Source organism: Streptococcus sp. DD10, from assembly GCF_001578805.1.
Classification (GTDB): Bacteria; Bacillota; Bacilli; order Lactobacillales; family Streptococcaceae; genus Streptococcus.
The window spans coordinates 641,010-653,543 of the sequence record NZ_KQ969157.1 but is presented as its reverse complement, the minus strand read 5'-3'; the positions used below and the strand labels follow the sequence as shown (position 1 = coordinate 653,543).

Below are 12,534 nucleotides of genomic sequence, written 5' to 3'. Positions count from 1 at the left end.
CAATTTATCTTAAAAATAAAATTACAAGAACTTTCTAACGAAGAATATTTCAGCGATACGGATATAAACAGAATAACCGATTACTTATTTAGTGTTGATTATTGGGGAATGTTTGAAATTTTATTATTTGGAAATATCATGTATATTTTCAATCATGAAACATTTCTATTATTATCTAAAGAGATGTTACATAGAACTGAGTTTTATCATGACATACCTAGTTATAGAAGAGTAATCGCTAGTATGGCTCTAAATGCTTTTATCATTTGTATTGAAAGAGATTATCTAACGGATGCAAAATATTTTGAAAAACAAATTTCGCATTTTTATTTTGATGAATCTGAAATTTATGAACGGTTGATTTTTACATATGCACGCTCTTTTTATGAATTTAAAAAAGAACAGACAACAAAATCCATCCTAAAAATGAGAAAAGTAATTGGATTTATGCGTGCAGCAGAATGTGAGAAACTTGCAGAAAGATATGAGGAGCATTTAATTAAAATATTAGCACCTTTATCAGATGATAAATAAAAGTGCAGATTTGGGACAAAATAGAATTAGATTTATAAAGTGATATACTATGCTCGTAAGCTTACAAATACAATTTGAAGTAAGGGAGGGATAGTCATGGCTAGTTTAGAGAAACATGGACTGATGGAAACTGAACTAACAGCAATTAGTACAGCAGATTCAGAATTATCAATGAGGTATTATTATTCGAAACAGTTGGCCTGGCAAATGGAGCCAACGACAGGGGTAGTTTATATTTTGGATAAACAGATAAATAAAATGTTTTTACTGGAAGATTCCTCAAAAGATATTTGGCTTTCTTTTTCCAAGCAGAGGACTTATAATCAGGTTTTACTAAGCCTTTCTGAGATATATGGCTGTGACATTTCTGAAATTAAGTCACTGGTAGATGAGTTTGTACTAGAACTCTTAGAGAATGGACTAATTTATGAACTCTGAATTCTATGATAATGATATATACGCTTTAGCTTCAAAAAACAAAACATTACTATCTGTTACTATAGAATTAACAACAAGGTGTAATTGGCGGTGTAAGCATTGTTATCTTCCTTCGTATGTCACTAAGGGGATTTCAAGAGAATGTCTTTATGAATTGTTTCAGGATTTGAGAGAGATGGGGACGTTTGAATTGCTCTTTACAGGTGGTGAGATATTTACACGACCAGATACATTGGAAATTATTAGAGATGCTAGAGAGATGTTCTTTGATGTTAAATTGTTTACGAATGTTTCATTGTTGAATGAGGAGATAATTAAGGCGTTAGCTGAATTGAATATTTCTCAAGTATCATGTACGGTGTTTTCAATGAATGAAAATATCCATGATCAAATAACTTCAGTTAAAGGTTCACTGAAGAAAACGGTAGCCAATTTGAATTTATTAAAAGAATACGATATACCAGTGGAAGTTAAACAGATTATTCTTACTACCAACCAAAATTGTATTGATGAAGTGTCAGAGTTTTGTAAAAATATGAATTTTAAGCATTTAGCTACAACGAATATCTTTTATAAAACTGATGGTAATGCCACCCCGTCTATATTTCGTGTGAGTGATCAGTTCTTAAATGAGAATATAGTAAAAATAGACACAATTAGAAATTTTAGATGTTTCGAAAATAATTCAAGTATGTATGTCTGTAATGCAACAAGATACAGTTGTACTATTGAATCAAATGGAAATTTTTTAGCATGTAATAATTTAAACATGCCTATTGGAAATATATTAAACACTTCCATCAAGGATATTTGGTTAAATTCTACTACTTTACACGAGATTCAAAATAAGAAATTTAGCGAATTGGAGAAGTGCCCAAGTTGCCCACTTAATAAGTATTGCAATAGATGTAGTGGTATAGCATTACTTGAGGATAAATCTCTTTGGGGATGTTTAAAATCTGAGCGTCAAGTAGCTAGAGCAAGGTATGTTAATCAAGACTATTATTCTGGCATTGGTATAACGAGTTTTCATTGTTAATTTTTAGTTAGAGAGATATGAAGTGTTATTTTTAATTCCTCTGGAGAGAGGCATATAAGTACTACATGATGGGAAAGGAGAGAGGGTTCATGGCTAAAGTTTTCAAAAAACCACAATTGGTTGTTAAAACACCAACAGTTGTTGTCAGTATGACAAAGTCAGCACTATGTAGTGGTGGAAGTGCTCATATTGTTGTTGACACAAGTAGTAACTAATCAACTTTTGATTAGATGTTGCTAAAGGTAATGCAAAGGATGATTAAATAATTTTAACTTGTATCGTTCTTTGCTTACCTTTTTAGGAGTTGTGATATGCATGACTGAAACTATTAAAGATATAACAGATGTTATAAAATTATACCGAGAAAATCGTAATTTATACTCAGTAACGATTGAAATAACTTCGTTTTGTAATTGGAGATGTGAACATTGTTACATTTCAGAATATAATCAGAAAGGATTTGATTTAGATACTTTTAGAAATCTCTTAGTTCAATTACGAGAGTTAGGTACATTTGAAATTGTTTTTACAGGAGGAGAAGTGTTTGCACATCATTTTGCTATGAAATATATTAAGATTGCTAGGGAAATGTTTTTCAATGTAATTATCTATTCAAATGTGTCAATGTTGAATGAGCAACGTATTGCAATTTTGTCAGATCTATATATTGATTATATTTCTTGTACAATATTCTCAATGGATAAAGAGATTCACGATCAGATTACCAATAAAAAAGGTTCATTGGAAAGATGTCTTCATAATCTAGAATTATTAAAGAAATTTGATATTCTAGTAGAGGTAAAAACACCTCTATTTTTACAAAACATTAACTCCATTGATAAAGTATATGATTTTTGTAAGAAAAATAATTTCAAATATAAGGTTGATACCCAAATTGTTCCAAGGAGAGGTACAATAGGAAATGAGGTTAGAGTGAAATCGTTGACTCTAAAACAACTAATTCCAATACAGAAAAAAATAGATGAAATAAATGGTGTTACTTTTGTTCATAAGAATGAAAATTTTTTAACGTGTAGTTCTGTGCAGTTATCACTATATATAACATGTTTAGGAGCAGTACAACCATGTTCTCTTTACAGTAGGAGTATTGGAAATATATATCTGACCCCTATCAGAGAAATATGGAATAGATCAGCTTTCAATAAGATAGCAAAATACACTTTAAAAAACAGTAAGAATTGTAGTACATGTGCGATTTCTAATTATTGTACGCAATGTCCCAGTATTGCATTATCAGAATCGGGAGACAGTAGAAATTGTTCTACGATATGCAAAAAAACAGCTTTAGCAAGGAGTATAGTCTATGCATATTTATCTTAAACCGCTGCATTGGTATCTTTTCTTTAATCTGGTTTTTGGTGGTATTTCCAATGTCTGCACTGCCTTGCTACCCTATTTCACCCAGGAATTGGTTAGGGGGCATTATCAAATTGCCTTGTATGGCTACTGCCTGGCGGTGTTGTGCTATCTGGGTTGCAACTATATCCAGATGCGTTTGGATTGGAAGCAGGCAATTCTCTTTTCCACTCATCTTAAAAATGACTGGTTTCATTCGCTTTTGGAGTTGAGGCACCACGATTTCAAGCAGAAAACGGTGGCAGAGTACATTTCCTATCAATCAAACGACCTAGATTCCTTGGAGAAGGACTACCTACCACCTCTTATGAGTTTTATCAAGCAAATTCTGAGGATTCTCATTTACACTGTGGTGATTAGTCGCACCATCAATCCTTTGGTAGCTTTGATTTTGCTTGTTTCGACAGCTGTCAGTATTCAAATTCCCAAGATTGTGGGGAAGTTAACCGCCCAACGTCGGCAGGTTTATCTAGAAAAGCAGGGAAATTACTATCGTACTTTGGAGGATTTGCTCAAGGGACACCATCTGGTCAATCAAGTCACCTTGTCTGGATTTCAGGACCAGCAACGAAATGCTCTCAATACCTTGCAGGATAAGTATTTGGGTTACGGTTTGACCAAAATCATGGGTATTCTGCTGACAGGGCTTTCCTTTGAGTTTATAAGCATTGTCCTTTTCGCTTATCTCGCTTACTCCCTTGCCACTCAGCAGTTGGGCATTCCTGAGGTTGTGGCTAGCTTTGGCTATATCACTGCTTTTTCGGAGCCAATCCAGGAAATCCTATACGACTTGCAAATGCTGGAGTCGGTCAAACCTGTGGTGCAAAGTTTTCAAGCAATTGTCAGCCGTCCGTCCGCTGTTCAGGCGCCTCAGATGTCTTTCGAGAGCCTGATGCTAAACCATATCACTAAGCGACTGGGGGAGTCTAGCTTGACTATTCCCCACGTTGAAATTCGTAAGGGGGACAAGATCGCCCTCATCGGCGAAAATGGTTCTGGAAAGAGTAGTATGCTTAACATTTTAAACGGGACTGACCGAGATTTTCAAGGTGAAATCTTACTTGATCATCTCCCTGTTCATCAACTCTGGGGCAAATTTGGTATGATTTTGCAACAGGAGCACACTTTTATCTCATCTTATGAAAATAATGTCACTATTTTCAAGACTTTTGAGGCTAATTTTAGGGATGAAAAGTTTGAAAAGATACCACCCCAGTCCCTGTCAGGTGGTCAGCAACAGCACATGTATCTCAATCGGGAGAAAAATCGTCATAGTCCGCTAATTATCATGGATGAGCCTTTTTCTGCTTTGGATGCCAGCCAATTTCAAAAGGAATTAGACAAGGTACTTAGCTTGTCAAGTGCTGTCGTCCTTACACTTCACCGTCAAGAAGAGATGCTATCACGCTTTGATCAAATTTGGGAAATCAAGGATGGGGAGTTGGTTGTCGTGAAAAGAGTTCTAAAACATGACTAACATAATATTTTCACAAGTTCAAAAGAGTTTTCACAAGAAGTTGGTGTTAGACATTCCTGATTTTCAGGCAGATTCAGGTGAAATCATCTCCATTGTTGGTGGCAATGGTGCTGGCAAGTCCACTTTCATCAAACTCCTGGCAGGGATTTTCTTGCAGGATAAGGGAGAGGTTCGTGTGCATGGCGTTTCTAATCGTTCTAAGAAAATCAATTCGCTGGTCAAGTTTGTCTTGGAGAGCGGGCAGGGTTTGTACAGTTATTTGACTGCTATGGAAAATCTCCAGTATTTTATAGGCTTAAATGGGATTGCCTTGTCTCATATCAAAGCAGAAGTGGATGCTTTGTGTGACCAGCTGGCTTTTACACCCTACAAAGACACGATGGTTTCGGAACTGTCCCAGGGAAATCGTCAGAAATTGACCTTAATCTTAGCCTTGGTGCAAAAACCGAAAGTACTCTGTTTGGATGAGCCGACCAATGGGTTAGATTTACTGGCAAAAAAGCAGCTGATGACTCTTTTGAAGGATTATGCTCGTCACCATCAAGCTAGTGTTTTCATCACCAGTCATGACGCTAGTTTTATCGAGAAGATAAGTACTCGGGTGGTGCTGATTCAGGAGGGGCGGATCTATCGTGACGGAACCTTCGAGGAGATTTTTGGCACTGTCCACCAGCATGAAGTCTATCACTTGCTTCTGGCTAAGAGTGCAGAAAGCGTGCTGATAAAAAGCTTTCTTGAGTTGGACTACAAGGTACTTGAGGATGGGATTTCGATAGAGACCAGAAATCCAGCCTTTTATCGGCGATTGCTAGAAGAAACGGAAGTCTTGCAGTTTAGCCGAGAACATGCCTCTTTGGAAGAATTGCTTTATGAGGTACTCAAATGATGCTAGCAGCGATTGGGCGGGAGTTTAGCCGCCAACTCAGCGAATACAAACAGTTCAAAGTCAATCTTCTCTTTGCTAATCTGGGAATTTTCTTTCTGGTCACGGGTTTTCTGAACTATTTTGATAGCCAGCAAGATACTTTTGAGTTATTTATCTTGCTGTTTACTTGGTATTTTTCTAGCCATAGTATCACCCATCCGACCTATTTTATCGAGGATGAGATTGTAGACCGCACCATTATCAACGTGATTCAGAGTCGGCGGAGCATCTTTGGCATGCTTTTTATCAAAATTATCGTGCAGATTTTGTTGGACTTGGTCAAGACCATTCCTTTGTTTTGCTTGGTTGCCTTGGTTCAGCAGATTACCTTTCCTACTGACTGGATTGATACAGTTGTTCCCTTTCTTCTGTCCTTTGTGGTCATTACCTCCCTTTATGGTCTGGGCTTTCTCTTTGCCAGTTTTTCCTTTGTCTTTACAAAAATTTCCAGTATTACTAGCCTCCTTGCTTACGGGATTCTTTTTTTGGTTGGTTTTCAGGAGCCATCGAGTCATTTGATGGTTACTTTATCTCGTTGTTTGCCTTTCCATCTTTTGGTGAGTTTTATCCGTCAGCCAAGTTGGTTCCTTATTTTATTATCACTGGGCTACGGTTTGTTTTACTGGCTCTTGGGCTACTTGTGCTTTCAAACTTGTTTAACCTATGGCAAAAAGAAGGGAAGTTTGTTTTATGTATAATGAAGTGAAGCGATTTTATCTCTTTCGCAGGAGACGCTGGGCGGATACCCTGTTTGATACCCTCTACCACATCATTTTCATTCTTGGTTTTTATAGCCTTTTGAGGGGCAATCCAGACTTTCAGCTGTCTTATTTTTATTACTACTTCATCTTGACCCATGTGGTTTACTTGGGAAATGAGGAGTTGGAGTACGAGATTCGGTCGGGGCAATCTTTTGTCACCCGGTATGCTCTGCAATCAGTGTATAGAACTTACCTGCAAAGAGCAGTGGTTTACTTTGTTTGGTTGTCTTTGATTTTCTGGATTGCCCTACTGTTGATTCATCAGGATTTACTACCCCACTTTTCTTTGAAGGTCATCGGTTTCCAAGGACTGCTCGTGGTATTGATTGCTTTCCTGATTTTCCTCGGCTATTATCTTGTCATGATTCGACTGACTATCCGCTTTCAACGGATTTCAGTCTTGGTAGATTTTCTAAACACCGTGCTCTTATTCTACTCAGGGCTTGTATTTCCAGTGGTGAGTTTTGGGAATTTGAAGAAATTATTTGATTGGCTTATAAGAAATTAAGGATTCTTTTTTAATGCAGAGTCCTTTTTCTATTGTGATACTTTTTTCAAGATTTATCTGCTATTCTTGACCTAGTTTTTATAGAAAGAAGGTCTAAGATGTTAAATAAAGTCAAAACTAAATCCTTAATTAGTGTTGGAGCAGTCGCAGTAACTAGCTTTATTCTCATGATGGGATATACTGCTGGTCAACATTCTACTGCTAAACAAAGTCGCAAAGAAATCGAATTGGCTGCAGCTAAACTTGTAGAGGATAAACAAGCAGAAGATAAAGCAAGTATTTTGTCATCAGATACTGTAAAAGAATTTTTGACACAGTACTATACGAAAGAAAAACTAGGGGAAAATAATACACGAATTCAACCTTATATGACTGAATCGGCTTATTCTCAAGAATTGACAAGTCAAAATGATACAATGAACCAAGTGTATAAGGACTATATTTTGGATTATCATTTTGAAAAAGCGGATATCTTTGTCAATCAGATTACGAATCAAGCCATTGCCAGGTTCTGTCAATAATTTTGTGTAAACACTCAAGTAGAGTTTATTAAGTTATAAAATCAAGCTTTCTAAGGTGTCTGAACAAAGTCCAAAACCTTTATGAATTCGTTGTTCATTTTTAAAATTGTAGTTTTCAAAAATACTAACCAAGCAACGCTCAAGGGCTTCTTTGTTAGGAAATATGATTCTTTTCTTTGTTTGTCTCTTTATTTCCTTATTTAAAGACTCAATGAGATTAGTTGAACAAATGCTTTTTTTAATACTTAGTGGAAATTCAAAGAAGGTTAATAAATGCCTTGTTTGGGCTAAATTGTCCATTATTTTCTTGTATTTAGGTGACCAATTATTCATAAAAATTTCTAGATTTTCCAAAGCCTCATCCATGTGTTTTGATTGATAAACCTTTTTAAACTGTTCTAGTATGACTGAACGGTCCACTCTCTTCACTTTGCTTACAAGATTTCTGGCAATATGAACGAGACAACGTTGCTGTTTAGCCATAGGAAAAACTTGAGAAATCACATCCTCAATACCTCTTAACCCATCTGTCACAACAAGAGAAACTTGTTCAATACCTCTCATTTTTAACTTATCTAATAGATCAGACCAAGAAGTCAGGTTTTCATTTGGAGCAATTTCATATCCTAATACTTCTTTATAGCCATCGTAAGTGATTCCTAAAGCAATGTGAACACATTCTTTAGAAACAGTTCCACGACGTAGAGTAAGAAATGTTCCATCAAGATAAAGGACAGAATTTTGTGGTTTAAGCTGACGCTTATGAAAGGCAGAGACATTCTCTTGGCTCACTTTGGCAATGTTAGAAACAGTTGACGGACTGTAATGATGGCCATACATTCTTTCAATAATATCGCTAATCTCTCGAGTTGTGACACCTGTCTGATAAAGCTTAATAACCATTGCTTCAAGATGATCATCTCGTCTAGCATAGGAAGGTAATAAAGCTGTCGAGAATTCACCATTACGGTCTCTAGGAATCATTAAGTCGACCTTGCCATACTTGGTTTCAAAATGACGATAATAAGTATCGTTACGGCTATTACCAGTATGATAACCAGTTTTTGCATAGGGTTCATAGCCTAGAAAGGCAGATAGTTCAGCTTGTAGAAGGTCATTCATAGCAGTTTCGAGAGAAGAACGAAAAAACTCATCAATATCTGATTTTTGGGTTAGGAAGTTAAGTAATTCTGTGGTAAACTGAGTCATAGGAATAATTCTTTCTAGTAATGTGTTGCAACTCTACTATACAGGATTTATTCCTTTTTGTGTTTACACAAAATATTTTACAGTGTCCATTGCCATGGTCTCTTATAATAAACTTCCTGCAAAACTATAATAAGTTTTGTGTTATACTTTTAGTATAGACTAGAGAAGGAAGTAAATATTTTGGAGTTGACTACCAAGCAGGAAAAGCAACTAGGTCAGACGCAGTGGTTTCATGCGACATTGTTCCGACATTTAGAATCCTTAAAAAAAGGAATCGATGTTCAATTTAACTTAGGGAGTGAGCTAAATTTTGGACCTGGTTTCTATATTACGCCTGACTTTGAACAAGCTAGAAAATTTATCAATAAACAAGTTGAAGTATTAAATCGAAGTACCTCTAACGATAATATTTTTGACTCAAAAGAAGAAGTAGGAATTATAGTAGAATTCAGTATTTCAAATTTTGTTGAGATTTTTAAGAACCCTGACTATCATTGTCACTATTTTGCAAAACATAAAAAGTCAGAGTCAGATTTAGATTTTGCGGAATTTGTAGTTCAAAATCGGGAAAATCCAGATGAATTACAACACCATTTTGATTTTATCTATGGTGTTCAGACTGATGACAATCCAACCCAAGCTTTAGCTCGTTTTCGTCAGAATGAAATTACAAAAGAAGAAATGCTTGCTGAGTTTAGAAAACCCTATTCTTTTAAACAATTATCCATTCACAACCAATCTTTTTGTGATATAATGAAAATAGAGAAGGTTTATCAATCAAAAACAGGAGAGGAGTTACAAAAATGGCAGTAGTATCATTGGAAAATAATATTAAACTATATAGTTCAGAATTATTTCAAGCACTATTAAAAGCCTCTAATTATAAATTGGATGAGCGTATTGCTCAGACTGTTGCAGAAGGCTATGCTCGTAATCTAGATTATTCTGATCCTGAACTGATGCATGTTGGTGTAACTTCGGTTGCTAACAATCTGCTTACAAAAATTAAACAAGAGTATTTTATATAGTATTTTGAAAAGCCACCGAAAAAGGAATTATTCTTTAAGGTGGCTTTTTTAGAAGTAAAGTTTAGGCTAGAAAAACAAGAATCAACGCACCAAAATTGGTGCGTTCTGCTTTTTTATGCTATAATGGAATTATAAAAATAAAGGAGTTTGCCATGATTGGAAAGAATATAAAATCCTTACGAAAGACACATGATTTGACACAACCAGAATTTGCCCGAATTATAGGAATTTCTCGAAATAGCTTGAGTCGGTATGAAAATGGAACGAGTTCAGTCTCTACGGAACTAATAGATATCATTTGCCAGAAGTTTAATGTATCTTATGTCGATATTGTAGGAGAAGATAAAATGCTCAATCCTGTTGAAGATTATGAATTAACTTTAAAAATTGAAATTGTGAAAGAAAGAGGTGCTAATCTATTAGCTCGACTCTATCATTATCAAGATAGTCAGGGAATTAGCATTGATGATGAATCTAATCCTTGGATTTTAATGAGTGATGATCTATCTGATTTGATTCATACGAATATCTATCTAGTAGAAACTTTTGATGAAATAGAAAGATATAGCGGCTATTTGGATGGAATTGAACGTATGTTAGAGATATCTGAAAAACGGATGGTAGCCTAATGGAAATCCAAGATTATACCGATAGCGAATTCAAACATGCTTTAGCACGGAATCTTCGTTCTCTGACAAGAGGAAAAAAGTCCAGTAAACAACCTATAGCGATTTTGCTTGGAGGGCAAAGTGGTGCTGGTAAGACTACAATTCATCGTATTAAACAGAAAGAATTTCAAGGAAATATTGTTATCATAGATGGCGATAGTTTTCGTTCTCAGCATCCACACTATTTAGAACTGCAGCAAGAATATGGCAAAGATAGTGTTGAATACACCAAAGATTTTGCAGGAAAAATGGTAGAGTCTTTAGTGACCGAATTGAGTCATTTGGGATACAATCTTTTGATTGAGGGAACTTTACGAACGATTGATGTTCCAAAGAAAACAGCACAACTCTTGAAAAATAAGGGATATGAAGTACAATTAGATTTAATTGCTACAAAGCCCGAATTGTCCTATCTGAGCACTCTTATCCGATACGAAGAACTGTACGCTATTAATCCAAATCAAGCACGCGCAACGTCAAAAGAACATCATGATTTCATTGTAAATCATCTAGTTGAAAATACACGGCAATTGGAAGAACTAGCTATCTTTGAAAGAATTCAAATTTACCAACGAGATAGAAGTTGTGTATATGATTCAAAAGAAAATACAACTTCAGCAGCAAGCGTTCTTCATGACTTACTATTTGGAGAATGGAATCAAGTGGAGAAAGAGATGCTTAAATCAGGAAAAGAAAGATTGAAAGATTTAACGAATCGAAATGATTATTAGAACTCGGATTTTAAAATATAGTCTATTTAGGATAAAAAAGTCTTTAAAATCAGAAAAACGCATAGTATTAGGTGTTGAAACTTGATACTATGCGTTTTCTTGTAGGATGATTTACTCCATTTTCTTCTGAGATTGAGTTTTTCCTCATCTATATTTAAGGATATTTGAAAGTTATATTTTAGAAAAACAATTATGGAGTTCTTAATACGGAATATAGTATAAATGCTGATTCAAAATGAAGTTTTATATGTTTTTTGCTTTTGTTGAGCATAAAATCTATTAACTAAAGTCGAACTACAAACATTAATTTAAGATGAAGTAAACTGTAACCTCCGGAAATGTCTCTTACTCGATTTCAGAATGAATTACTGATACGGGATTAAAAGAACTAAGTATTTCTTTTTGTTTTGAATGAGATACGTGAGTATAGATTTGTGTGATTGAAATAGAACTATGTCCAAGAATTTGTTGAATATATCGAATATCTACATCACTATCTAGAAGCATTGTCGCAAAGCTATGTCTAAACATATGCGGTGTAATAGTTCTAGAAAAGTTATTTTGTTCAACGATTCTCTTAATAACTAAACGTACACTTTGCTCTGACAATGGTTTAAGTGAATGTTTCCCTGGAAATAAGAAATCATTTGATTCAATTCTTGTTTTATTTATATATGTTTCTAATAAATTGAATGTTTTTTGATCTCCTAAAAATAGGATACGTTCTTTCTTACCCTTTCCTATAATATGGAGTGTCTTGTTGGAAAGATTAATATCTTTGAGATGAATGTGGCAAAGTTCAGAAATTCTGATCCCTGTCGAAAGTAAAAGGGAAATAATTAGTAGATTTCTTTCAGCTTTTTGTTTTTGATAGTCAGTTTTAGATAGAACTACTCTCTGCTCTAAATATAAAAAAATATTTTTCAAAATATCATACGGAATCGTTTTAGGTAATATTTTTTCAGTTCTAAATTGAAAGCGTAATTGATTGAAGGGATTCTCTTCAATTATGTTCTGGTATTTTAGATAGTTATAAAACACCTTCATACAAGCAATTTTTCTTCTTAATGTATTCGTTTTTATGTTAGATTGTGTCAACTCTTCGACATAGGATTCGACATTATCATAGTTTGAGTTATAAAATTGCATAAGATCATTCTTATAAGCTCGAATCGTGTGTGAACTCAAACGCTTATGAGTTTTGCAATAATCTAAGTAAGTAGAAATAAGTTTATAATCCATAAAAATCTCCTTTATCAATAATCATGCTATTATAAACCTATTTGAGTGCTTTGTATAGTGATAATAAATTGTTATC

15 protein-coding genes and 1 pseudogene are annotated in these 12,534 nt (G+C 34.8%); 14 read left to right on the top strand and 2 right to left on the bottom strand.

Annotation, left to right across the window (positions count from 1 at the left end; translation table 11 throughout):
- The 10 genes and pseudogenes from STRDD10_RS02925 to STRDD10_RS02885 form a co-directional block, all read left to right on the top strand.
- On the top strand, nt 1-534 hold a 534-nt coding region (locus tag STRDD10_RS02925; protein WP_443031078.1), incomplete at its 5' end, for an Rgg family transcriptional regulator.
- A 96-nt stretch (nt 535-630) separates the two neighbouring features.
- Nucleotides 631-972, top strand: coding sequence for a PqqD family protein (locus tag STRDD10_RS02920; protein WP_067192959.1), 342 nt, complete (start codon nt 631-633; stop codon nt 970-972).
- On the top strand, nt 962-2,011 hold the full coding sequence (locus tag STRDD10_RS02915; protein WP_082782024.1) for a radical SAM/SPASM domain-containing protein: 1,050 nt from the start codon (nt 962-964) through the stop codon (nt 2,009-2,011). The genes STRDD10_RS02920 and STRDD10_RS02915 overlap by 11 nt, the downstream gene beginning before the upstream one ends.
- Nucleotides 2,012-2,100: 89 nt before the next feature.
- Entirely contained in the window at nt 2,101-2,226 is a 126-nt protein-coding gene (locus STRDD10_RS11735; RefSeq protein WP_269450111.1) for an SSH motif RaS-RiPP peptide, read from the top strand.
- A gap of 100 nt (nt 2,227-2,326) precedes the next feature.
- Nucleotides 2,327-3,352 (top strand): radical SAM/SPASM domain-containing protein, encoded by a 1,026-nt coding sequence (locus tag STRDD10_RS02910; protein ID WP_067192957.1) that lies wholly within the window; start codon nt 2,327-2,329, stop codon nt 3,350-3,352.
- Complete coding sequence (locus tag STRDD10_RS02905; protein ID WP_067192955.1) at nt 3,336-4,865, top strand: ATP-binding cassette domain-containing protein; 1,530 nt, start codon at nt 3,336-3,338, stop codon at nt 4,863-4,865. Before STRDD10_RS02910 ends, STRDD10_RS02905 begins: the two co-directional genes overlap by 17 nt.
- Entirely contained in the window at nt 4,858-5,751 is an 894-nt protein-coding gene (locus STRDD10_RS02900) for an ABC transporter ATP-binding protein (RefSeq protein ID WP_067192953.1), read from the top strand. Before STRDD10_RS02905 ends, STRDD10_RS02900 begins: the two co-directional genes overlap by 8 nt.
- Nucleotides 5,748-6,488, top strand: a complete 741-nt coding sequence (locus STRDD10_RS02895; RefSeq protein WP_067192951.1) for an ABC transporter — start codon at nt 5,748-5,750, stop codon at nt 6,486-6,488. The genes STRDD10_RS02900 and STRDD10_RS02895 overlap by 4 nt, the downstream gene beginning before the upstream one ends.
- Complete coding sequence (locus STRDD10_RS02890) at nt 6,481-7,059, top strand: hypothetical protein (RefSeq protein ID WP_067192949.1); 579 nt, start codon at nt 6,481-6,483, stop codon at nt 7,057-7,059. The genes STRDD10_RS02895 and STRDD10_RS02890 overlap by 8 nt, the downstream gene beginning before the upstream one ends.
- 98 nt (nt 7,060-7,157) lie before the next feature.
- A pseudogene (locus STRDD10_RS02885) lies at nt 7,158-7,565 on the top strand (peptidylprolyl isomerase); the annotation flags it as partial.
- Between the two features lie 48 nt (nt 7,566-7,613).
- Here the strand turns inward: STRDD10_RS02885 and STRDD10_RS02880 are convergent.
- Nucleotides 7,614-8,789, bottom strand: a complete 1,176-nt coding sequence (locus STRDD10_RS02880; RefSeq protein ID WP_067192948.1) for an IS256 family transposase — start codon at nt 8,787-8,789, stop codon at nt 7,614-7,616.
- Between the two features lie 180 nt (nt 8,790-8,969).
- Between STRDD10_RS02880 and STRDD10_RS02875 the strand changes: the two genes are divergently transcribed.
- The 4 genes from STRDD10_RS02875 to pezT all read left to right on the top strand — a co-directional run bounded on the left by STRDD10_RS02875 (nt 8,970) and on the right by pezT (nt 11,216).
- A complete protein-coding gene (locus tag STRDD10_RS02875) occupies nt 8,970-9,602 on the top strand; it encodes a DUF3990 domain-containing protein (protein ID WP_067192946.1) in 633 nt (210 codons plus the stop codon).
- A complete protein-coding gene (locus tag STRDD10_RS02870; protein ID WP_067192944.1) occupies nt 9,593-9,817 on the top strand; it encodes a hypothetical protein in 225 nt (74 codons plus the stop codon). The genes STRDD10_RS02875 and STRDD10_RS02870 overlap by 10 nt, the downstream gene beginning before the upstream one ends.
- Nucleotides 9,818-9,969: 152 nt before the next feature.
- Nucleotides 9,970-10,446 (top strand): type II toxin-antitoxin system antitoxin PezA, encoded by a 477-nt coding sequence (gene pezA, locus STRDD10_RS02865; protein WP_067192942.1) that lies wholly within the window; start codon nt 9,970-9,972, stop codon nt 10,444-10,446.
- Nucleotides 10,446-11,216 (top strand): type II toxin-antitoxin system toxin PezT, encoded by a 771-nt coding sequence (gene pezT, locus STRDD10_RS02860; RefSeq protein ID WP_067192940.1) that lies wholly within the window; start codon nt 10,446-10,448, stop codon nt 11,214-11,216. Before pezA ends, pezT begins: the two co-directional genes overlap by 1 nt.
- 345 nt (nt 11,217-11,561) lie before the next feature.
- On the opposite strand, the gene STRDD10_RS02855 is transcribed toward pezT, so the two are convergent.
- Nucleotides 11,562-12,458 (bottom strand): tyrosine-type recombinase/integrase, encoded by an 897-nt coding sequence (locus STRDD10_RS02855; RefSeq protein ID WP_067192936.1) that lies wholly within the window; start codon nt 12,456-12,458, stop codon nt 11,562-11,564.
- Nucleotides 12,459-12,534 lie beyond the last annotated feature (76 nt).